At 65.7% G+C, this 21,284-nt stretch carries 17 protein-coding genes; 13 read left to right on the forward strand and 4 right to left on the reverse strand.

The features are described 5' to 3' along the window. The first annotated feature begins 13 nt into the window (after nucleotides 1–13). A complete protein-coding gene (locus GT590_RS08805; protein WP_157666221.1) occupies nucleotides 14–1,318 on the forward strand; it encodes an MFS transporter in 1,305 nt (434 codons plus the stop codon). Nucleotides 1,319–1,399: 81 nt separating this feature from the next. Here GT590_RS08805 and GT590_RS08810 read toward each other — a convergent pair whose 3' ends face one another. After that, entirely contained in the window at nucleotides 1,400–1,870 is a 471-nt protein-coding gene (locus GT590_RS08810) for a hypothetical protein (protein WP_009609283.1), read from the reverse strand. Nucleotides 1,871–2,028: 158 nt separating this feature from the next. Beyond that, nucleotides 2,029–3,438, reverse strand: coding sequence for a LuxR C-terminal-related transcriptional regulator (locus GT590_RS08815; RefSeq protein WP_227111453.1), 1,410 nt, complete (start codon nucleotides 3,436–3,438; stop codon nucleotides 2,029–2,031). A 355-nt stretch (nucleotides 3,439–3,793) separates the two neighbouring features. On the opposite strand from GT590_RS08815, the gene GT590_RS08820 reads away from it, so the two are divergent. From GT590_RS08820 to GT590_RS08850, 7 genes are all read left to right on the forward strand, one after another. Beyond that, complete coding sequence (locus GT590_RS08820; protein ID WP_009304352.1) at nucleotides 3,794–5,110, forward strand: MFS transporter; 1,317 nt, start codon at nucleotides 3,794–3,796, stop codon at nucleotides 5,108–5,110. Nucleotides 5,111–5,225: 115 nt separating this feature from the next. Beyond that, complete coding sequence (aes, locus tag GT590_RS08825; RefSeq protein WP_009609243.1) at nucleotides 5,226–6,221, forward strand: acetyl esterase; 996 nt, start codon at nucleotides 5,226–5,228, stop codon at nucleotides 6,219–6,221. A gap of 77 nt (nucleotides 6,222–6,298) precedes the next feature. Continuing rightward, nucleotides 6,299–7,450, forward strand: coding sequence for a crotonobetainyl-CoA dehydrogenase (gene caiA, locus GT590_RS08830; RefSeq protein ID WP_009304354.1), 1,152 nt, complete (start codon nucleotides 6,299–6,301; stop codon nucleotides 7,448–7,450). 174 nt (nucleotides 7,451–7,624) lie between these two features. Continuing rightward, nucleotides 7,625–8,836 carry an L-carnitine CoA-transferase gene (caiB, locus tag GT590_RS08835; RefSeq protein ID WP_009609240.1) on the forward strand — a complete coding sequence of 404 codons (1,212 nt, stop codon included), beginning with the start codon at nucleotides 7,625–7,627 and terminating at the stop codon, nucleotides 8,834–8,836. Between the two features lie 145 nt (nucleotides 8,837–8,981). Beyond that, on the forward strand, nucleotides 8,982–10,595 hold the full coding sequence (gene caiC / locus GT590_RS08840) for a crotonobetaine/carnitine-CoA ligase (RefSeq protein WP_240133630.1): 1,614 nt from the start codon (nucleotides 8,982–8,984) through the stop codon (nucleotides 10,593–10,595). A 23-nt stretch (nucleotides 10,596–10,618) separates the two neighbouring features. Continuing rightward, nucleotides 10,619–11,491 carry a MaoC/PaaZ C-terminal domain-containing protein gene (locus GT590_RS08845; RefSeq protein WP_086414529.1) on the forward strand — a complete coding sequence of 291 codons (873 nt, stop codon included), beginning with the start codon at nucleotides 10,619–10,621 and terminating at the stop codon, nucleotides 11,489–11,491. A gap of 197 nt (nucleotides 11,492–11,688) precedes the next feature. Then, nucleotides 11,689–13,131, forward strand: coding sequence for an MFS transporter (locus GT590_RS08850; RefSeq protein ID WP_114548073.1), 1,443 nt, complete (start codon nucleotides 11,689–11,691; stop codon nucleotides 13,129–13,131). Between the two features lie 549 nt (nucleotides 13,132–13,680). On the opposite strand, the gene GT590_RS08855 is transcribed toward GT590_RS08850, so the two are convergent. After that, nucleotides 13,681–14,676 (reverse strand): hypothetical protein, encoded by a 996-nt coding sequence (locus tag GT590_RS08855; protein ID WP_015760803.1) that lies wholly within the window; start codon nucleotides 14,674–14,676, stop codon nucleotides 13,681–13,683. Nucleotides 14,677–15,489: 813 nt separating this feature from the next. Between GT590_RS08855 and GT590_RS14545 the strand changes: the two genes are divergently transcribed. Next, nucleotides 15,490–16,221, forward strand: a complete 732-nt coding sequence (locus GT590_RS14545; protein WP_240129907.1) for a hypothetical protein — start codon at nucleotides 15,490–15,492, stop codon at nucleotides 16,219–16,221. Between the two features lie 189 nt (nucleotides 16,222–16,410). On the opposite strand, the gene GT590_RS08865 is transcribed toward GT590_RS14545, so the two are convergent. After that, nucleotides 16,411–17,196 carry an enoyl-CoA hydratase/isomerase family protein gene (locus GT590_RS08865; protein ID WP_161171013.1) on the reverse strand — a complete coding sequence of 262 codons (786 nt, stop codon included), beginning with the start codon at nucleotides 17,194–17,196 and terminating at the stop codon, nucleotides 16,411–16,413. A 477-nt stretch (nucleotides 17,197–17,673) separates the two neighbouring features. On the opposite strand from GT590_RS08865, the gene fixA reads away from it, so the two are divergent. The 4 genes from fixA (at nucleotide 17,674) to GT590_RS08885 (ending at nucleotide 21,204) form a co-directional block, all read left to right on the forward strand. Continuing rightward, nucleotides 17,674–18,432: a putative electron transfer flavoprotein FixA gene (fixA, locus tag GT590_RS08870; protein ID WP_161171014.1), complete on the forward strand. Its 759-nt coding sequence runs from the start codon at nucleotides 17,674–17,676 to the stop codon at nucleotides 18,430–18,432. 45 nt (nucleotides 18,433–18,477) lie between these two features. Continuing rightward, on the forward strand, nucleotides 18,478–19,359 hold the full coding sequence (locus GT590_RS08875) for an electron transfer flavoprotein subunit alpha/FixB family protein (protein WP_161171015.1): 882 nt from the start codon (nucleotides 18,478–18,480) through the stop codon (nucleotides 19,357–19,359). Nucleotides 19,360–19,606: 247 nt separating this feature from the next. Then, complete coding sequence (locus GT590_RS08880) at nucleotides 19,607–20,908, forward strand: FAD-dependent oxidoreductase (protein WP_161171016.1); 1,302 nt, start codon at nucleotides 19,607–19,609, stop codon at nucleotides 20,906–20,908. Next, a complete protein-coding gene (locus GT590_RS08885) occupies nucleotides 20,905–21,204 on the forward strand; it encodes a ferredoxin family protein (RefSeq protein WP_161171017.1) in 300 nt (99 codons plus the stop codon). Before GT590_RS08880 ends, GT590_RS08885 begins: the two co-directional genes overlap by 4 nt. Nucleotides 21,205–21,284 lie beyond the last annotated feature (80 nt).

Consider the following 21,284-nt stretch of genomic DNA (forward strand, 5'->3'; position numbering starts at 1 on the left):
GGGAGTGTTGCGCATGAACGCCGTTGCAACCCAGAGGATGACGATGCGGCACTGGGGAGTGCTCGCGACCTGCGTGTTCTGCACGTTCGGATGCGCAGCGGTCGCGTTCAGCGTTCCGGGCCTATGCTACAGGCCCGTGTCCCAGTACCTAGGGGTGGACGTGTTCGACGTGTCCCTGTACATGACCATCGTGTATTTGACCGAGGTCGTGCTGTCGGCTCCGGTCGGAAGGCTGCTGCAGCGTTTCGACATGCGCATCGTCTGCACGGCCGCGGCGTGTTCGACCAGCCTGGGTTTCGCGGCCATGTCGTTCTACACCGAGCTGTGGCAGTGGTACCTTTCGGGCGTGCTGATAGGCTTCGGCGAAATCACGCTGCTTTGGCTGATGGTGGCCAGCTTGCTGAACCGCTGGTTCAGCAAGAGGCTCGGGCTGGTCATCGGCCTGTCCTACGCGATGACCGGCGTGGGCGGCGCCGTGCTCAACCTGGTGGGGCAGTTCCTGCTGGGCGCGGACCTCTCCGGATGGCGCGAGGTGTACCTCGTGCTCGGCCTCGTGGCCTTCGCGCTGTCCGTCCCGTTCACGCTGTTCGCCATCCGATCGCATCCGGAGGACGTCGGGCTGAAGGCGTACGGCGCAGTGCTCGAGCCTTCGGTCGCGCAGGTCGACGGCGCCGGCGACGCGCTGCCCGGCATTCCCGCCAAGCAGGCGTTTCGGAAGTGGTACTTCTTCGCGCTCGTCTTCGCCGGGTGCATGGCGAACATCGGCGGCATCTTCCCGCAGCACTTCACGACGTACTACCAAAGCTTCGTCGCCGTCGACCGCGAGACGCTGCAAGCCGTCGGCGCCCTCATGGTCATGTCGGGGACGTTGGAGGCTTTCACGATGGCGGGCATGGCCGGCGGCAAGGTGCTGATCGGCGCGTTGGAGTCGCGCTCCATCCAGCTGGCGCTCGTCATAGGATGCGTCGGCGGGTTCCTGGGCCTCTCCGGAATCTGGATCGGCGGCGAGGCGGTGATCCTGCCGGTGCTGTTCGGCGGCGGCATGCTGTACGGCCTGATCTACCCGTTCGTCACCACGCTCCTGCCGTACCTCACGCGTTTGATCTTCGGCAGCAAGGACTACGATAGGATCTACTCGGTCGTGTTGATTCCCGTGAACCTGGTGGGAGCCTTCGCCGCGTCGGGCTTGGCGCTGATCTACCAGAACGCCGGATGGGACGCGTTCTTCATCGTGGGGCTGGCCAGCATCGTGGTCATCTACTTGGGATTCAACGTGGCATACTACGCCGGGCGAAGGGTGTATTTGGAGAAGCTGTAGGCGGCGCCCGAAGCTGCCGCGAACGACGGAGGGGCCGACGGACGATCCGTCGGCCCCTCCGTCGTGTTCGAGGTCGCGCCCCTAGAGGTCGAAAAGCAGCTCGGAGTCGTCCTCGTCATCGAAGGCGCACCAGCAGTTCGAGTCAGAGAACAGCAAGAACGCCTCCGGCCCGATGTCCATGCGAAGGCCGTCTTCGGAGAACGTCGAGCCGAACACGGCTTCGAACTTCTCGCGCACGCCGTCGTCGACGGCTTCGGCGAGCCACGCCCACGCGCTCACCGGGTCGCCCGGACCGTCGAACATCGCCTCGAAGCCGCCTTCCACGGGTTCGCCTCGTCGGTCGAGGAGCATGTCGCCGTTGATGGAGAAGCATCCGGAGAGCACGATGCGGGCGACATCGCATCCTTCGTCATGCGAGATGTTCGATCGCTCGAAGAAGAGGATGCGCGTCCCGTCGGGCGCTTCGACGTAGCGGGGCCCCTCCGCGCCGGCCATCGCGGCCGCCAAGCCGGCGGCCATCGCCAAACCGGCGCTGCTTTCGTCTGGGAGCATGGTTTCGGGATCCTTTCTATCGGTCGCCGGCGCCCTGAAGCACCTGCCTCTTCAGGGCGCTTTTATGCGACGAGCTTCGGAGACCTCAAATCTACCAGCTGTGAAAGCGTCCTGCGACGGATAATTGTCCTGATCTATCCGGTTCGCGTCCGGGCCTTCTAGAAATCGCTGCGCTGCATGTTGAGGTAGTTCAGCAGCTCGCTGCGCTTGTGGATCTGCATCTTCTCGTAGATGTGCCGCACGTGGGTGTTCACGGTGTACGGCGATATCACCAGCTTCTCGGCCATGTTGTTCGTGGTGTAGCCGCGCGCGATGAGCACGAGGATCTCGGCCTCGCGCCCCGACAGGCTGAACTCCTTGGCCACCTCGGAGCAGATCTCGTCGATCTCGGCCTTCGTGGGCGGCGCGGCCGTCAGCGCCACGATGTTGAACTCCTGGCGCACCAGCGGCACCAGCAGCACGGCCAGCACGCACATGAGCCCCAGGCACGTCTCGGGCGTGATGGCGAAGGCCAGCTCGGGGGCGTGCTCGTAGCCTACGGCCCACGTATTGCCTACGGCGATGCCCGCGCGCACGAACGCGCCGGAGAAGGCGAACGCTACGGCCGGCGTCACGTAACCTTTCGAGGTGAGGATGCCGAAGTACATGATGAGCAGGATTTCCAGCAGCGACGAGATGCCGGTCGCCATGATGAAGGCGGGGAAGAACGCCACCTCGTCGGCCAGGAACAGCGCGAACGCCGCGATCAGCAGCACCAGCAGCCAGGGGAACATCTTGAATATGTTGGCCTTGTCCTTCGACGCGATGCTGATGCCGGCGATGCCCAGCATGATGGCCGCCCCTCCGAGGATGCCCAGCGTGAAGCTGACGTCTCCGGTGGGCAGCACCTCCCAGGGGATGATGGCCACGAGGAAATAGCACGCGACGCTGGCCAGGAAGGTGATGATGCTCACCGCGACCATGTTCTTGAGACCGCCCTGGGCCGCGCTCTTCGGCAGCAGCACCGGAAACGCCCGCGAGCCGTCGCGGCGAGCGGCCACCAGCAGTATGCCGGAGGCGATGGGCAGCAGTGAGACGAACGCCGTCGTCACGTACGAGGGCAGCACCCACGCCAGGATGATGGTTCCGAGCAGCGTCAGGCCGAACGTCGTGCCGATGTGGCGGAGGGTGAAGTTCGCCTTCACGCAGGCGTAGCGCTCGCCCCAGAGGATCCACATGACCGATTCGGTGATGCCGAGAAAGAAGGACAGCGCGTAGGCGAGGCCGGGCACCGTGAACACTTGAGGAATCAGGCATATCGCCAACGTTGCAAGGCAGGTGAGCGCCGGCGCGGCCACGTAGAGCCAACGGTAGGCCGAGAGGTGCCGCTTGCGCCCCAGCGCGAACGCGATGAGCAGCAGCGAGACCACGGTGGCGCCCAAGTTCACCAGCCAGGAGATGGTGACGCGCTCGTCCAGCAGTTCGGTCTGCGTGAACATGTGCGGGACGAACCATAGAGCGTAGTGCCATGCTAAAAGCAACGCGAATCCCACGTATTTCAGCGCAGGACGAGTCGCAAGATCCGTCAAGTACCCCTCTTTTCCCGTTTTCCGGTCCGACGGTGCTGCCGATTGGAGCGTCATAAAGCCGACCACCCTTCCTATCTCCCGTTAGCGATGGATGATGATGCCGTTGAGCTGCCCTTTCGCAGGGTGGCTCCCAATGCCTCCGCCTTATTCATCACGGCGAGAATCTATCACTAATTCTTCGGTAACGCCTCGCAAGAAAGTAAGTATTAGGCCAATTAGTGGGGATTTTGCGATGGCAAAACCACAGTCTGCGAACAGAATGCACCCAACGGCTCGGTTCACCGCCGGTCGCCGCCATGAACGTGCCGGCGACCGACTGAGAGACCGGGCGCAGACAAGGAGAAAGGAAGTAAGGATGTCACTGCTTGCCAAGAGCAAGGGAGAGGTTACCTACAAGGAGCTCTCCACCCTGCACAAGTGGGCGCTCGTCGTGCTCATCTCCATGGGCTCGTCGATCATCTACGCGCCGATGTATCTGAAGAACGTCTTCTACGATCCGCTGATGCAGGCGCTCGGCGCCACCAACGCCGACCTCGGCCTCATGGTGTCGGCCTACGGCATCGCCGCCATGATCTGCTACCTGCCCTCTGGCATCGTGGCCGACAAGTTCCGCATGCGCACGCTGGCATGGGTCGGTTTCATCGCCACCGCCGTTCTCGTGTTCGTGTACGCCATGCTGCCTTCCGTGCAGATCTGCCTGATCCTGTTCGTGCTCATGGGCGTCACCTCCATCCTCGTGTGGTGGGGCACGCGCTTCAAGGTCATCCGCCTGTGCTGCGAGGAGAACGAGTACGCCTCCAAGATCGGCATCAGCTACTCCATCTACGGCGTCACCGGCCTCGTTATCGGCCTCATCAACGCCGGCATCATCGCGGCCATCTCCGGCTCCGCGGGCGTGCAGGCCATGCTCATCTTCCTGGGCGTCGTCATCGCCGTCCTGGGCGTCGTCTCCTTCTTCATCATCCCCGACTTCAAGGGCGAGATCAACAAGGACGCCAAGCTGTTCAGCGTCAAGGAGGCCATCCAGGCCATCAAGCACCCCGGCGTCATCTGGGCCTGCGTCGCATACTTCGCCTGCTACGCCGTGTACCAGGGCGCTACCTACACCACGCCGTACCTCACGCAGTGCTTCAACGCCGACGGCAACCTCGTGAACATCGTCGGCCTCATCCGCACCTACGGCATCGGCCTCATCGCCGGCCCCATCGTCGGCTTCATCGCCACGAAGATCAAGAGCCCCTCGAAGACCATCCTGGGCGGCTTCATCCTGTCCATCGCGGTGCTCGTCGGCTTCATTCTGTTCCCGCAGGATCCCTCCGGCGCCATGGTCGCCTCCATCCTCGTGGTCGTGTTCGGCTTCACCACCTACGGCGCCTTCTCCATCGGCTCCTCGCCGCTGTCCGAGGTCAAGATCCCCATGGCCATCTTCGGCACCGCCTCCGGCCTGCTGTCCGTCATCGGCTTCCTGCCTGACGTGTTCATCCACACCTGGTACGGCGGCATGATCGACGCCCAGGGCACGGCAGCGTTCTCCAGCATCTTCGGCTTCGAGATCATGTTCGGCGTCATCGGCTGCATCGCGCTGGTCATGCTGCTCCGCTCCATCAAGAAGCACTTCGGCGCCTCCGACGCGGTCGCGGCCGCAGAGGACGGCGAGTCCGCCAAGGCGTAACGCGCCGCCAGCGAGCGCGGGGGCGCGCCGCTGCAAGCAGCGTCCCCGCGTCTCGATCCCGTTGTTCCACCGGATCCACCATCCCGCATCGATCGGTTCGCGAAAGAAGGTTGCAATGAACAAGCTCGACGTGCTCTCGAAGATCAACCCGCAGATGAAGGCCGTGCTCGCCAAAGAGGATGAGCTGGCGGGCGACGCGAACGATACCAGCGTGGGCTTCGAGAAAATGCGCGAGAACTACGTGGCCGGCCGCGCGTTCTGGTGCGAGGGCGGACCGGTCATGGCCGAGAAGCTCGATGCCGAGGTGGACGGCCCCTACGGCGCCATTCCGGTGCGCTACTACTATCCCACGGCTGCAGCCGCTGCTGGCCGTGCGGCAGGGGAGCCCGCCATGCCGGCCATCGTGTACGTGCACGGCGGCGGGTTCGTGCTGGGCAACCTCGACACGCACGACCGCGTGTGCCGCGTCCTGGCAAGCCATGCCGGCGTGCCGGTGGTGGCCGTCGACTACCGTCTGTCGCCCGAGGCCAAGTTCCCCAGCGCGGTGGAGGAGGTGGCCGCCGTGGCCTCCTACCTGCACGAGCAGGGCGCCCGTCACGGCATCGACGGCGAGCGCCTGTCCTTCGCCGGAGACTCCGGCGGCGCGCATCTGGGCCTTGCGGCCACGATGTACCTGCGCGAGGAGAAGGGCGCAAGCGACTTCGTGAAGTGCTGCCTTCTGTACTACGGCTGGTTCGGCCTGACCGACTCGTCCTCGATGCGCCTTCTGGGCGGTCCGTGGGACGGGCTTACCGAGGCCGACTGGCAGTTCTACATGCAGATGTACGCGAACGACCCCGCCGAGCTGGCGGCCAGCCCCTACGCGAACCTGTTCCTGAACGACCTGGAGCGCGACATGCCGGCCTGCTACATCGCGGCGGCCGAGTACGACCCGCTGCGCGACGACAGCGCCACGCTGGCAGCCATCTGCGAGCAGTACGGCACGCCCGTCCGCTACGAGGTGTTCGAAGGCGTCATCCACGCGTTTCTGCACTACACCAAGATGCTCGATGCGGCAAACGACGCCCTCGAGCACGGCGCGACCTTCTACCGCGAGCAGCTGGGGCTGTAGGCGCCGCGGCCGGAAGACCAATCAAGGCTACAGCGGGGGATCAGCCCCGTTGCACAAACACTAAAAGGAGGATCGTCATGGATTTCAAGTTGACGGACGAGCAGGAGCTTATCGTCGATAGCTACCGCGAGTACATGGAGAGCGAGAACTGGGAGACTTACTTCCACGAGTGCGACGAGAAGCACGAGTACCCGCTGCGCTGGGTGAAGGGCCTCTGCGAGCTGGGCTTCGACCAGATCATGCTCCCCGAGAGCCACGGCGGCCTGGGCCTGGAGCAGCCCTGCGTGACGCTGATGGCCGTGTACGAGATCCTGGGCAAGTACGGCGCCCCCACCTACGTGCTGTACCAGCTGCCCGGCTTCGAGACCATCATCCGCGAGGGCACCGAAGAGCAGATCGAGGCCGTCATGAGCACGCTGGGCTCCGGCGAGCAGATCTGGAACTCGGCCTGCACCGAGCCGGGCGCCGGTTCCGACGTGGGCGCGCTGGCCACCACCTACAAGCGCGAGAACGGCAAGATCTACCTCAACGGCACCAAGACCTTCATCACCTCCTCGGCCGGTGTGAAGTACCTCGTCATCATGGCGAAGAACGCCGACGACCCGACCATGTTCACCGAGTTCTTCCTCGATATGTCCAAGCCGGGCGTGAAGCTGTCCCCGCTGACCAAGCTGGGCCTGCGCATGGACAGCTGCTGCGAGGTCTACATGGACAACGTGGAGCTCGAGGAGAAGGACATCTTCGGCAAAGAGGGCAACGGCTTCATGCGCGGCGTGTCCGACTTCAACTTCGAGCGCTGGCTCGTGGGCGCCTGCGACTACGGCACCGCCATCTGCGCCTTCGAGGACGCTATGGCGCACGCGAACAGCCGCATCGCCTTCGGGAAGCCCATCAGCCGCTTCCAGCTCAACCAGATCAAGATCACCGATATGTGCATCAAGCTGACGAACATGAAGAACATGCTGTACGAGGCCGCCTGGAACGCAGACAACAACGACGGCAACTTCGACCCGGCCGCTGCCGCCATGTGCAAGTACTACTGCGCCAACGCCTCCTTCGAAGTGACCGATGACGCCATGCAGATCATGGGCGGCATCGCCGTGGCTTCTGAGCATCGCATCAACCGCATCTGGCGCGACCTGCGCGTCGACCGCGTCTCCGGCGGCACCGACGAGATGATGATCCTCGCCACCTCCAAGGGCGCCTCCATCAAGTACAAGCAGAAGTAAGCAGGAGCTCCGTTTAGTCAGTATTGGACAGGGCTGTCGTGGCGAGTCGGATAGCGGTGAAGGTTCCGAGGTCAATGAGGTAAGCGGCCTATCGGCCGTGTCCGAATGACCTCGGGTTCTGAACCGCTAGCCGGCAGCCACGGCAAGCCGTCACCAACCAAGGAGGATTCAACCATGGCAATTCCTACCGAAAAGCCCTCGTACGGCCCGCTCGACGGCGTCAAGGTCGTGTACGCGGCAGTGGAGCTGGCCTGCCCGAAGGCCGCCGACCTCATGGCCGACTGGGGTGCCGACGTCGTCTGGCTCGAGAACACGGGCGCGGGCGACACTATCCGCGACACCGCGTACGTGAAGCAGGCCGAGCGCCGCAACCAGCGCTCGGTGGCCCTGAACTACTTCTCCGAAGAGGGCAAGAAGGTGTTCTTCGACCTCGTGAAGGACGCCGACATCTTCATGGAGGCCTCCAAGGGCGGCACGTGGGCTCGCAAGGGCATCACCGACGACGTGCTGTGGGAGCTCAACCCCAAGATGGTCATCGTACACGTCTCCGGCTTCGGCCAGGAGGGCGACCCCAAGATGGTGAAGCGCGCCGCCTACGACCTGACGGTGATGGCCTACTCCGGCATCATCATGCAGAACGGCACGGAGGAGCAGCCCATGCTCCCCGGACCCTACGCGGGCGACTACTTCAATACGCTGATGATCGCCTCCTCGGCGCTGGCGGCTCTGTACAAGGCCGAGAAGTCCGGCAAGGGCGAGAGCATCGACCTGGCCATGTACGAGACGCTTCTGGCCATCGGCCAGTACTACCTGGTCGACTACCTTAACGAGGGCATCAAGTGGCCTCGTCCGGGCGCCCGCAACCAAAACCTCTGCGGCATCGGCGAGTTCAAGTGCAAGGACGGCTTCCTGGGCGTGTGCCTGTACGGCGTCGACCAGAACAAGTACTTCCTCGAGACCATCGGCCTGGGGCATCTCTGGGGCACCGAGGACATCCCCGAGGACACGAGCGGCCTGTGGCTGTCCAACCCGCACGCCGACGAGATCCAGAAGGCGTTCGAAGAGTACTGCCTGGCCAACTCGAAGTACGACATCGAAGAGGACTTCGCCGCGCACCGCATTGCCGCGCAGGTGGTCAACGACATGGAAGACCTCGTGGAAGAAGAGCACCTGAAGCTGCGCAACACGTGGGTCGACTGGGAGACGGTCGACGGCGAGACCTTCCACGGCCTCGGCGTGTTCCCGAAGTTCAAGAACAACCCGGGCCAGATCTGGCGTCCGATGCCGCATCAGGGCGGCGACACCGTCGACGTCATGACGAAGCTGGGCTACACGCAGGAGCAGATCGACGAGCTGGCCGCGGCCGGCGTCGTGAAGATCGGCTAACGCGGTACCTCGCGCCCGGGAATCGCTTCCCGGGCGCCACGTCGGATGCGCGGCCGGCAGAACTCGCCGCGCATCCGCACGATGCCGCCCTTGCGGGCGAGGGCCCTCGACGACGGCATCGTGCGGATTACCAGGGGATCGACGGATGGAAAAGGTGAGACGATTGACCGACATCGTGGGAAACGAAACGGTGCGCAGCCTGTGGGACGGCCTCGTGGCCGCGTGCGGCGAGCGCGAGTTCCTCCTCTTCCGCGATCGCACGGGTTCGACCAGCTCGTACACGTACCGCGCGTTCAACGAGGAGATCGACCGCGCGGCCAACGTGTTCCTCTCGATGGGGGTCGCGGCCGGCGAGCGCGTGGCCGTGCAGCTGTGCACGTGCCCCGAGTTCATGATGTGCCTGTTCGGGTTGGCGAAGATCGGCGCCGTCATGGTGCCCATGAACGAGCAGTACCTGGTGGAGGAAGCCGCGTTCGTGCTCGAGCGTACCGAGGCCTCGTGCGCGGTGGTTGAGCCGAAGTTCCTCGACCTGTACCGCGCCGTGCGCGACAGCGGCCCGTATTGCCCCAAGGGCGTGCTGGTGGCGCGCACGCACGACGACAAGGTCGAGGGCGTCGAAGAAGCGCGCGCCGCCCTCGAGCGCGACGGGTCCCTGCACGACTTCTCGCGGCTGCGCGCCGAGGCGGCGGCCGAGCTCGACGAGGTGCGCCCGCTGAGCGCCGACGACCCGGCCGAGATCATCTTCACGTCCGGCACCACCTCGCGCCCGAAGGGCGTGGTGCTCACGCATGCGAACATCCTGTTCAGCGGCTTGTATGGCGACTGGGAGGTCGCGCTGACGAAGAACGACCGCCTGCTCACCACCATGCCCGCCTGCCATTCCAACTTCCAGCTGGCCGCGCTCATGCCGGTGCTCACTGTGGGCGCCACGCTCATCGTGGTGGAGAAGTACAGCGCCAGCCGCTTCTGGTCGCAGATCCGCGAGTTCAAGGCAACCGTCACGCAGTGTGTGGCCATGATGCTGCGCACGCTCATGCTGCAGCCCGCCTCGCCCGACGACCGCAACCACGAGCTGCGCGAGATCCTCTACTTCCTGCCGGTGTCCGACGCCGAGAAGGAGGCGTTCGAGCAGCGCTTCGGCGTGTCGCTCATGAACACGTACGGCTCCACCGAGTCCATCGGCTGGGTGCTCACCGACCCGCCCACCGGCGCGCGCCGGGGGCCTTCCGTGGGACGCGCGGGACTTGGCTACGAGGTGCGCATCACGCGCGAGGACGGCACGCAGGCCGACCCGGGCGAGGTAGGCGAAATCCAGGTGAGGGGCGTGCGCGGCCGCACCATCATGAAGGAGTACTTCAACGACCCCGAGGCCACGGCGCGCACGTTCACCGAGGACGGCTGGCTGAAGACCGGCGACAAGGGGTACGTGGACGAGGACGGCTGGTTCTTCTTCGTCGACCGCAAGGTGAACATGATCAAGCGGGCGGGGGAGAACATCTCCACCACCGAGCTGGAGAACGTGCTGGCAGGCCACCCGCGCATCGCCGAGGCCGCGGTCATCGGCGTGCCCGATCCCATCCGCGACCAGGCCGTGAAGGCCTTCGTGCTGCCGGCCGCAGGCGCGCGGATCACCGAGGAGGAGGTGCTCGCGTACTGCGAGGAGCACATGGCGGGGTTCAAGGTCCCCTCGTACGTGGAGATCGTCGACAGCTTCCCCCGCACGTGCTCCATGAAAATCGAGAAGAAGCTGCTGCAGTAACAAGCGACCGAAGGAGAGGGATTATGGCTATCAGCACCGAGATCGTGGGCAAGGAGTTCGGGCCGTTCGTGAGGGAGTACACGTTCAAGGACCTGGAGATCTGCGCGCTGGGCTGCAACGCGGGCTACGACGGGAAGACGGACCTCGAGTACGTGAACGAGGGGGACGCCGCGAACCCCGACCTCAAGGTGCTGCCCATCTTCGGCGTGCCGCTGACCGTGCACGAGGAGATGACGCGCACGCTGGACTACGGCTACGACTACGACGGCTCGCTGCACTACGGCTTCGAGATCAAGCTGCACGCGCCCTTCAAGATGAACGACCGCATCGAGACGTTCGTCACCCAGGACGCGCTGTACGACCGCGGCGAGGGCCGCGGGTGCCTGTCGAAGCAGACCGGACGCTCCTACTCCTCCGACGGCACGCTTCTGTGCGAGACCGAGACCTGGGACGTGTGCATCTACGACGGCGGCTGGGGAGGCCCCAAGCCCCCGAAGGACATCGTGGAGATGCCCGATCGTGCGCCTGATGCCGTGGTGGAGGAGACGATGCCGCTCAACATGCCGCTGATCTACCGTCTCATGGGCGACTGGCACCAGCAGCACATCGACTTCGCCTACACCGAGCAGACGGGGCTTGCTCGTCCCATCGCCCACGGCGTGAGCTTGGGCGGCTTCACGATGCGCCACATTATCAGCTCGTTCTTCCCGGGCGAGCCGGAGCGCATGAAGCGCTTTAAGACCCGCATCACCTCGCCGGTGCTGCCGGGCACCACGCTGCAGACCCGCATGTGGAAGGTGGGCGACAACGAGATCCGCTTCCAGCTGGTCGACGCCGACGCCGACGAGACCGGCGCCAAGCCGCACCTGAACTTCGGCATCTGCGAGTGGGAGTAAGCCGCAGGTTGCCATCCTGAGCGCCGGTCGCAGGCCGTAGTCGAAGGATTCCGTGCGGCGCAAGCGGGAAACGTCACGGCTGGTGCCGCCGGGACCTTCGACTCGCTTGCGCTCGCTCGGGGTGACGGTAAGGGGAGCTTTCGCTCCGCTCAGGATGTATCGCAAGAGGAACGCATAGCACAGGAGGAGACGAGAGCATGAGCAACGTAAAGCATATGACCCAGGTAACGAGCCCTCCCATGGGCGAGGTCGCCGACAGCGCCAAGCAGATCGGCGGGGACGTGGTCCACAAGGTGAAGAAGTCGGCCAAGAAGACCATGGACGACGTTGCCATGACGCCCTTCTTGCGCAAGATCACGTTCTTCTCAAGCGGAGGCTCGTTTTTGGACGGCTACGTGCTCTCGCTCATCGGCGTGGCGCTCACGCAGATCACACCGCTGTTCAGCCTCGACGAGGCGTGGAGCGCGGCCATCGGGGCGTCGGTTTTGCTGGGCATCTTCGTGGGCACGATCGCGGGCGGCTACCTCACCGACCGCATCGGGCGCAAGAAGATGTTCATCGTCGACATCGTGGCCATCGGAACGTTCTCCATCCTGAGCGTGTTCTGCGCCGACCCGCTCCAGCTCGTGGCGGCGCGCTTCTTCATCGGCGTGTTCGTAGGCGCCGACTACCCGATAGCCACCTCGCTCATCGCCGAGTTCACGCCCAAGCAGCACCGCTCCATCTCCATGGGCATGGTGTCGGCCGCCTGGTACCTCGGCGCCACGGTGGCGGCGTTCGTGGGGTACTTCCTGTACAGCGTGGCAGGCGGCTGGCAGTGGATGCTCGGCTCGGCCGTCATCCCCTGCATCATCCTGCTGGTCGGGCGGCACGACATCCCCGAGTCGCCCATGTGGCTGGCTCAGAAAGGCCGCACCGAGGAGGCCGACGCCGTCATGCGGCGCGTGTTCGGCGAAGGCGTGGAGCTCGAGCTGGAGGATCCGGGCGAGAAGACCAGCCTGCGCAAGGTGTTCGCGGGCGGCTACGCCAAGCGCATCGTGTTCTTGGGCATCCTGACGCTGTGCCAGGTGGTGCCGATGTACGCCATCTACACGTTCGGCCCCGAGATCATGACGGCCTTCGGGCTGGGGGAGGGTCACGAGGCCATCCTGGGCGAGAGCGTGGTCAGCCTGTTCTTCCTGATCGGTTCCATCCCGGCCATGTTCTGGCTGAACTCGATGGGCCGCCGTCCGCTGCTCATCCGCTCGCTCGCCCTCATGGCGGTGGGCCTCGTCATCCTGGGCGTGTTCCCGGACGCCCCCATCTACGTGATCATCCTGGGGTTCGGCCTGTACGCGTTCTTCAGCGGCGGCCCGGGCATCCTGCAATGGCTGTACCCCAACGAGCTGTTCCCCACCGAGGTGCGCGCCTCTGCGGTGGGCATCGCCATCGCGTTCTCGCGCATCGGCACCATCATCGCCACGTACGGCACGCCGCTGTTCCTGGCCGCCTACGGCATCGGCCCCACCATGCTGATCGCGGCGGGCCTCGTGATCCTGGGTCTCGTGCTGTCGGCGTTCATGGCGCCCGAGACGAAGGGCAAGTCGCTTCTGGAGACGAGCTCGCTCGACGAGGGGGGCGCGCACCCGCGCGGGGCGTAGGGGAGGCGCCGCGCCATAACCTCGCGCGCCCGGCAACCGCCCGGGCGCGCGACGGCATCTCGCACGCCCCGTGCGCCCGCGTCGCCCGCATCCTGCGACCTCCGTGCGCGCCCGCACCTCGCGGTCCCAGTGCCCGTTCGACTTCCTTCGTCACGCGATCATCGCGCCGCCCGCACCTTGCGACCTTCGCGCCCGTCCGCGTCGCTTGCTCTTTGCGATCCCCGCATGCGCCCGACCGTCAGCGCCGTCCTCGCCTCGCCACCCTCGTGCCGCCCTCGCTTCGCGCGCCGCTCCTCGCGGCCTCCGCGCACGTTCGATCTCATCGATGTGCAGCAAAAACGAGGTTTTGGCAGTCTTTCGACGTTTCGGAAGCGGTTGGACGCCGTCGGAGCGAACGCAACCAGGCGAAACCCCTGGTCGCGACTTCTCCGTTTCGCATTCCTTGTGGTCAGGACTGCCAAAACCTCGTTTTTGCTGCACATCGCGACGCGGAAACGTGCGCGAAGCCCTGCTGCGCATGTTGGGAAGCCGATTATACGAGCGGAAAGCTCATCGTTCATCGAAGAAAGACCCCGTCAGCATCCCGTGAAGCTCGTGCTGGGCTTTTCGCCAGCCGACTCCGTTCGTGGAAAGCCGCTTGCCCATGCGCCTTGCAAGAAGCCGTGCGATCTCGTCGAGTTCGATGAGGTTCCACACTGTTCTGCCCGTGATCGATACCACCGTGGTGCCTCGCGCCAGCAGGTCGTTCCTTCTTCTTGCGTCGTCGGCCATCTTCGCGCGGCTGCCGTGATGCAGGAAGCTGTCGTATTCCACGGCGATGTCGGCGGCCGGCCACAAGAGGTCGCAACGGTAGCGTCGGTCGGAGGGCTTGCGGCAGGCTTGCTTCTTGAGGCTCGCCCTTCCGTTCATTACGGGGCGCGGCAAGCCGTACCCGCCGAGCCGCGGGGGCAGGCAGAGCAGCAGGACGATGGCCGTTTCCATGGGCGAAGCCGAACCCGGCGCGATGTGTCGCACTGCTTTCCGGGCTTTCACCAGGCCGGGCATGCACTCTGCCTTGAGCAGGAACCGCCCTAGCCGCTTGACGGTGGTGAAAGGGCTCGTTCGGTCGAAGTCGACGATGCCGACGGTTTCTATGCCGTAGATGCCGCACAGCTCGTCCCCCAGCTTGACAAGCCGGGGGCAGTCCAGGACTTCCGCCATCTGAACGAAGGCGAGCTCCGGGGAGGACGAGAACGTCCCTTCGTCGATCGGCAGGAACGAACGGGCGGGGAACGGGCCTGATCGCACGTGGCAACGGGCGTCGGCGCATCGTATCCTGCACTCGCTGCTCGGCACGAGAAGGTGCACGGGCTTCGCGAGGTACCCGAGGCCGAAGCTGGCGAGCCCGTCGACGTCCGCACGCGTCGTCTTACCGGCAGGCGGAAGCGGGGTTCCGTCGTGTCGAGGAAGCCGTTCCCGACGATCGGCTGCGGCCGGCGCGAGCGGATCGGCCTTCGCGTATGCAAGCCATTCCAATGCGGAAGTATGACTGAGATATCTGTTCATGACGTGAGGGTAGCATGGGGCTTCGATGTGTTACGAGCGTGCAGACCAGCTGTTTACCAGGTGTTATGGCACGTGGAATCCGCGTTGGAACGACGTTGGATCCGTAGGTGATCCACGTGGAAACGGCGTTGGATCCGTGGGTGATCCGCGTTGGAGCCGCGTGGAATTCCCGTTATATCGAACGGCTTCCTTGCTCCTCTCGCGCGGGGTTGCGCAGCCGTTGCTTGTCCGGCGGGCGGGGCGATCGTACACTGGATGCATGATGAGAAGCCTTCCCGACAGCAAGCAGGCCGTTCGTTCGGCCGCCCGGCGGTTGGGCGCCTGGACGCGCCGGCCTTTCGACACGGGGTACCGCTGGGGTCTGCCGCTCGCGCTTTACGCGGGGCTCTGCCTTGCGCTGCCGGCGGGCGCGGGGCTCGCGCTGTTCCTGCCGCCTGCGCTCGCGCTCGCCGTGAAGGCGGTGCGCGTATCGCAGCGCATCCACCGCCTGGACTTCGTGCGGCTCGTCGACGAGAACGGCACGGCGCGCCTCGACACCGAGACCGATCGGCTGCAGCGCGCCTGGGTGCTCGGCTGCATCGCGCTCGTGGGTCTGTCGGCGGCGTTGCTCGTCTCGCGCGCTGCGCTCGCGCTTCTGCCGGGTGCGGAGCTGTCGGGTTCCATCGCGCTGTACCTGGGATTCGCCGCCGTGCTGCTGGGAGGCTTTCTGCTGCTCTACTACGTGGCGCTGCGCTTCGACAACGGGCTCGCGCGCGGCCTGGCCAGCATCCGGTCACCCTGCCGGCGTTCTTCGTCATCGTCGCGGTTCTCGGCATGGCGCTCTCATGGATCTCGACGCTCGCGGGCTCCATCGGCCGGCCTGCCGAGGCGGCCGTCGCTGACGGGTTCTCCTGGGTCTACGACGTCCAGCGCGTGCTCGGATCGGCGACGGACTACTTCGTGCGCCAGGACGCCGTGATCATCGGCGGTTCGGTGGTGTTCGCCGCCGTGCTCCTGCTGCTGTACGCCTATACGGTACCGTACTACTGGATGAGCAGCGTTGCGCGCTGGTTCAAAGGGCTCGGCCTTGCGGCGGTGGCGTTCTCCGGTGCAGCCATCGTGTTCGCGGGCGCGTGGCTGGTGGACGTGCAGCGCTGGGCGGCGCAGGGCGAAAGCGGGCAGCTCGCGCACGTCGTCGACCCCGACCTTGTGGGCGACAAGGCTCGGGCGCTGGCCGACTATCGCACCGACGACCTGGTGGCGCTCGTGAAGGCCTTCGTTCTGCCCTATACCGTGGGGGTGTTCGTGGCGAACGCCGTGGTGGCGTACCGTCGGGCGAAGGCGAAGCGCGAGAGCGACGCGATCCTCGACGGCTTCGCCCAAAGCGGCGCGGCGGACGAGGAGGCCCTTCCCGAGCTCGAGAAGCGCTACCTGTTCTTCGGCGGGCGCCGCACGCTGTGGGACATCGCCTTGCGCTCCATCGGCCACGACGTGCCCCTGCCAAGCCCCTTCGCGCCACGCAAGCTCACCTGGAAGGAACGTCTGACGGGGGAGTTGGAGGAATGAGACGTTGGCCCCGTCCCATCGCCTCGCTTTTTTGACGCGAGGAGGGATGCGCATCTCGCGCGACCCGTCCGCGCCGATTCGCGATGGATGCGACCCGTCCGCGCCGATCGCACGCCTCTGCCGCGCTGGAAAAAGCGAAAACCCCCGGACGCGCGTCCGGGGGTTTCAAGGACGAAAGCCAAGAAGGAGCTACTTGCCCTGCCAGTTCGGCGTGCGCTTCTCGACGAAGGCGGCCGGGCCCTCGATGCCGTCGGCGGTCTTCTCCAGGAAGCGGTAGGCGGCGTCGCTGTAGCGCATGGCGTCCTCTTCGGACATCTGGTCGGCGGCGTGCACGATGTACTTCGTCCACTTCAGGGCCAGAGGCGCGTTCTTCAGGCACTCTTCGGCCAGCTCGATGGCCTTGTCCATGACTTCCTCGGCCGGCACGACGTAGTTGATGAGGCCCAGCGCCTTGGCCTCGTCGGCCTTGATCTTCTTGCCGGTGAGCAGCAGCTCCATGCAGTCCTTGCGGTTGATGTCGCGGGCGAGGCGCACGAGGCCGCCGGTGGAGGCGATGATGCCCAGGCCCACCTCGGTGCAGCCGAACTTGGCGCGCTCGGAGGCCACCACCATGTCGCAGGACAGCGCGATCTCCATGCCGCCGCCGGCCGCGGAGCCGTTGCAGGCCGCGATGACGGGCTTGGAGCACAGGCGCGCGGTCAGGCCGCCGAAGCCGTGCTCGGTCACGGTCTGGCACTCGCCGCCTTCGCTGAGCTCGGAGAGGTCCTCGCCCGCGCAGAACACCTTGCCCGTGCCGGTGACGATGATCGCGCGCACCGCGGGATCGGTCTCGGCGTTGTTCATGATGTTCTCCATGGCCTTGGACGTGACTCCGTTGAGGGCGTTCGCCACCTCGGGACGGTTGATGCGGATGATCAGCAGGCCGTCCTCGCGAAGTTCGGATACGACGGTGTCGGTGCCATAGTAATCTGCCATTGCTCCTCCTTGGATCGTTGCGATTCTCACGCTGGCTTCCCAAGCGCCTTCGCCTCGGCCGCGGCATGCGCAGCACGTCCCGGCGAGAGGTTCGACGCGCCTGAAATCTGTTTCCATCATAGGGATCGTCAGGTATGCGCCGCATCGCAAGCAGCGCAGTAATTCGACGATACTGCGCATTCGGGGCATCGCAAAAAAAGCAGTAGGCACGGGTAAACGGGGGTGGTGATGACGGGCGGGCGCCTCCGTGCGCCTCCTTCTTCGGGCAAGCTCCGACCCGTCCCCGCATGCTGCCCCGCGAGCCCCGCATCGGCATAGTCAAAATCTAAGTAATGAGGGTTTCACAGCGATTTTGCGATGACGGGAGGGCGTCCTGACGGCAAACTGCGATCAACGCGCAGGGGAAGGCCCGAGACGCACCCTGCGAGCGCATCGCGTACATAAGCAATAAGGCACACGAGAAGGGAAAGGTACAGGATGAACATCGTTGCTGCTTTCAAGGTGGTTCCCGACGATCAGGATATCCAGGTGTCGGCCGACCGCACGCTCGACTACTCCAAGGCTAAGAACACCGTGTCCGCGTACGACCTGAACGCCATCGAGGCCGCCGCCCAGCTGGCTTCCGGCACCGAAGGCTCGAAGGTCGTCGCCGTCACCGTGGGAGGCGCCGACATCGACGACTCCAAGCTCAAGAAGAACGTGCTCGCCCGCGGCGTCGACGAGCTGTACATGACGGCCGACGACGCGTGCAAGGGCCTCGACGCCCACGGCACCGCCGCCGCCCTGGCCGACCTCGTGGGCAAGGTGGGCGGCTTCGACGTCATCCTGTGCGGCGACGGCTCGGCCGACGACTACGCGCAGCAGGTGGACGTGCAGCTGGCCGCGAAGCTGGGCCTGCCCGTGGTGAACGCCGCCACGAAGATCACCGCCAAGGACGGCGCGCTCGAGGTGGAGCGCACGCTCGAGGACGTGGTCGAGGTCGTCGAGGTGCCGCTGCCGGCCGTCGTTTCCGTCGCTCCCGACATCGCGCTGCCCCGCATCCCGGGCATGAAGGACATCCTGGCCGCCGGCAAGAAGCCGATGAACGTGGCCGGCGCCGAGGGCTCCTACGCCAGCGCGCTGGAGACGGTGTCGTGCCTCGCGCCGCAGCAGGCCGACCGCAAGCAGGAGATCCTCGAGGCCTCGGCCGACGGCGCCGTCGCGCAGTTCGCCGCCGCCCTCAAGGCCGCCCTGTAAGTTCCCGACCATCCTCAAGCATTCAGAAAGGCAGAGTTGATATCCATGAAAGCACTCGTAATCGCTGAACGCGCGGACGCCGCCCGGGAACTCGCCGCCGGTGCGCGCACCATGGCCGACGAGGTCGTGCTCGTCTCCTTCGGGGAGGCCCCCGAGGCCGTCGCCGACAAGGTTGCCCGCATCGACGTGCCGGAGGGCTCCGTCCTGGACGACGCCGCCGACACCGTGATCTCCGTGTTCGACGCCGAGCAGCCCGCCGTCGTGCTCGTGGAGCCCACGCGCCACATGAAGACGATCGCCGGCAAGCTGGCCGCGCATGCGAGCACGTCCGTCATCACCGACGTCATGTCCTTCGAGGGCGGCGCCACGAGCCTGTACTTCGGCGGCGTGGCCGAGCGCGTGCAGAAGGCCGCGGGCGACGTGGCCGTCTACACGGTGGGCGCCGGCGCGTTCGAGGGCGCGGAGGCCTCCGGCGCGAACGTCGTCGAGGAAGTCGCCTGGGTCGCCCCGGCCAACCCCGTGAAGCTCGTGTCGTCCAAGCCCATCGAGAAGAGCGGCGTGGACCTGAACAAGGCCGACGTCGTCGTGGCCGCCGGCCGCGGCTTCGCCGAGGAGCCCGAGCTCGACCTGGCGCGCGCCCTCTGCGACAAGCTGGGCGCGGGCCTGGCCTGCTCGCGCCCCCTCACCGAGGGCGTGAACTGGCTTCCCACCGAGCTGTACGTGGGCGTGTCCGGCCTCATGCTGTCCCCGAAGGCGTACGTCGCCTGCGGCATCTCCGGCCAGATGCAGCACATGGTGGGCTGCAACCGCGCGGGCACGATGTTCGCCATCAACAAGGACAAGAACGCTCCGGTGTTCAAGCAGTGCGACTACGGCATCGTGGGCGACGTCAAGGACGTCCTCCCGGCGCTCGCGGCGGCGCTGTAGGCTCTGCGATCGCTCCCCGGTCCCGCGTCACGACGCGGGACCGGGGAAGCCGGCCAGGCTGCCATCCCGAGCGCCGCGAGCGGCGACGGGGGAGCGCTGCATCCGACGGGACCTTCGCCAGCCCGTCGGCGGCGTGCCGACGAACCTCGTTCGCCTCGCGCGCTCGGGATGGCAGCCTGGCTGGTTTGCGGCGCGTGCCGCAGCGCGGTATGATCGACGGAAACTAACGCTTAGGAAAGGATGAAAGGTGTCTGAAACCGATTTCGACGTCATCGTCGTGGGCTCGGGCTGCGCGGGCGCGGTCGCGGCCTACACGGCCGCATCGGCCGGCAAGAGCGTCCTCGTGGTCGAGCGCGGCAACTTCGCCGGCGCGAAGAACATGACCGGCGGGCGCATCTACTCCCACTCGCTCAAGGAGGTCTTCCCCGACTTCGAGCAGGAGGCCCCGCTGGAGCGCAAGATCACCCACGAGCGCATCGCGCTCATGGATCCCCGCTCCAACATGACCATCGACTTCACGAGCGACGAGCTGGCCGAGGAGGGCAAGGACTCCTACGCCGTCCTGCGCGGGCCCTTCGACCAGTGGCTGGCGGGCAAGGCCGAGGACGCCGGCGCCGAGTACATCTGCGGCATCGCCGTCGAGGAGCTCATCAAGGACGGCGCGGGCAAGGTCGTCGGCGTGCGCGCCGGCGAGGACGAGATCACCGCGCAGGTGGTCATCCTGGCCGAGGGCGCGAACCCGCTTCTGTCCGAGAAGTGCCTCGGCAATCCCCGTCCCAAGGCCAACGAGATGGCCGTGGGCATCAAGCAGGTGTTCGAGCTTCCGGCGGGCCAGATCGAGGACCGCTTCCTCTGCCCCGAGGGCGAGGGCGCTGCGATGCTGTTCGTCGGCGACTGCACGCACGGCAACGTCGGGGGCGGCTTTTTGTACACGAACAAGGACTCCATCTCGCTCGGCCTCGTGGCCACCGTCTCCACGGCGGCGGACGGGTCGAACCCGTACCCGGTGTACCAGATGCTCGAGGACTTCAAGAACCATCCGGCGGTCGCGCCCGTCATCCGCGGCGCGAAGATGGTGGAGCACTCCGGCCACATGGTGCCCGAGGGCGGCTACGACATGGTTCCGAAGTACGTCTTCGACGGCTGCGTCGTGGCCGGCGAGACCGCGGGTTTGTGCATGAACATGGGCTACCAGGTGCGCGGCATGGACTTCGCCGTGGCGTCGGGCCGCATGGCGGCCGAGGCCGCCGTCGAGGCCATCGACAAGGGCGACGTCTCCGAGGCCGGCCTCGCGTCCTACAAGGCCAAGATGGAGGGCTCGTTCGTCATCCAGGACCTCAAGACCTTCAGCAAGTGGCCGCACGTCATGGAGCGATGGGACTCCATGTTCACCGACTACCCGGTCATGGTGAAGGAGATCTTCAACGCCATGTTCAGCGTGGACGGCGCGCCGCAGAGGCCGCTCATGAAGCGCATGATGCCCATCGTGAAGAAGCGCGGGCTCTTCAAGCTCGCCCGCGAAGTGAGAGGAGCAGTGAAGGCCCTATGAGCAAGGTCTGCGACATCACGGTCAACGTCGACGGGTTCCTGGCCGTCGACAAGTACGAGGTCGACGAGGAGAGCGCCCACATCGAGCTGGTCGACGACCCCGACACGGAGGAGTTCCTGAAGCTCGTGCGCGTGTGCCCGGCGGCCCTGTACAAGATCGACGGGGACGGCGCGAAGTCCTTCGACTACGCCGGGTGCCTGGAGTGCGGCACCTGCCGCATCGCCTGCGGCTCGACCATCGTGAAGAAGTGGGAGAACCCACAGCCGACCATGGGCGTGGAGTACAGGTACGGGTAGGATCGCCCGATCATAGCTAAGCGCTTGAGCGGCGCGGGGCCCCGGCTCCGCGCCGCTTCGCATTCGCTTTACGCGACGGT

It is taken from the genome of Eggerthella sp. BIOML-A1 (assembly GCF_009875595.1).
Classification (GTDB): domain Bacteria; phylum Actinomycetota; class Coriobacteriia; order Coriobacteriales; family Eggerthellaceae; genus Eggerthella; species Eggerthella lenta.

Bases quoted from the DNA above. Each gene is read 5' to 3' on its own strand.
- GT590_RS08865 (WP_161171013.1), bottom strand. From the start codon at position 17,196: ATGGCAGATTACTATGGCACCGACACCGTCGTATCCGAACTTCGCGAG.
- caiA (WP_009304354.1), top strand. From the start codon at position 6,299: ATGGATTTCAAGTTGACGGACGAGCAGGAGCTTATCGTCGATAGCTAC.
- GT590_RS08845 (WP_086414529.1), top strand. From the start codon at position 10,619: ATGGCTATCAGCACCGAGATCGTGGGCAAGGAGTTCGGGCCGTTCGTG.
- caiC (WP_240133630.1), top strand. From the start codon at position 8,982: ATGGAAAAGGTGAGACGATTGACCGACATCGTGGGAAACGAAACGGTG.
- caiB (WP_009609240.1), top strand. From the start codon at position 7,625: ATGGCAATTCCTACCGAAAAGCCCTCGTACGGCCCGCTCGACGGCGTC.
- GT590_RS08885 (WP_161171017.1), top strand. From the start codon at position 20,905: ATGAGCAAGGTCTGCGACATCACGGTCAACGTCGACGGGTTCCTGGCC.
- GT590_RS08820 (WP_009304352.1), top strand. From the start codon at position 3,794: ATGTCACTGCTTGCCAAGAGCAAGGGAGAGGTTACCTACAAGGAGCTC.
- aes (WP_009609243.1), top strand. From the start codon at position 5,226: ATGAACAAGCTCGACGTGCTCTCGAAGATCAACCCGCAGATGAAGGCC.
- GT590_RS08875 (WP_161171015.1), top strand. From the start codon at position 18,478: ATGAAAGCACTCGTAATCGCTGAACGCGCGGACGCCGCCCGGGAACTC.
- GT590_RS08810 (WP_009609283.1), bottom strand. From the start codon at position 1,870: ATGCTCCCAGACGAAAGCAGCGCCGGTTTGGCGATGGCCGCCGGCTTG.
- GT590_RS08855 (WP_015760803.1), bottom strand. From the start codon at position 14,676: ATGAACAGATATCTCAGTCATACTTCCGCATTGGAATGGCTTGCATAC.
- GT590_RS08850 (WP_114548073.1), top strand. From the start codon at position 11,689: ATGAGCAACGTAAAGCATATGACCCAGGTAACGAGCCCTCCCATGGGC.
- GT590_RS14545 (WP_240129907.1), top strand. From the start codon at position 15,490: ATGGCGCTCTCATGGATCTCGACGCTCGCGGGCTCCATCGGCCGGCCT.
- GT590_RS08805 (WP_157666221.1), top strand. From the start codon at position 14: ATGAACGCCGTTGCAACCCAGAGGATGACGATGCGGCACTGGGGAGTG.
- fixA (WP_161171014.1), top strand. From the start codon at position 17,674: ATGAACATCGTTGCTGCTTTCAAGGTGGTTCCCGACGATCAGGATATC.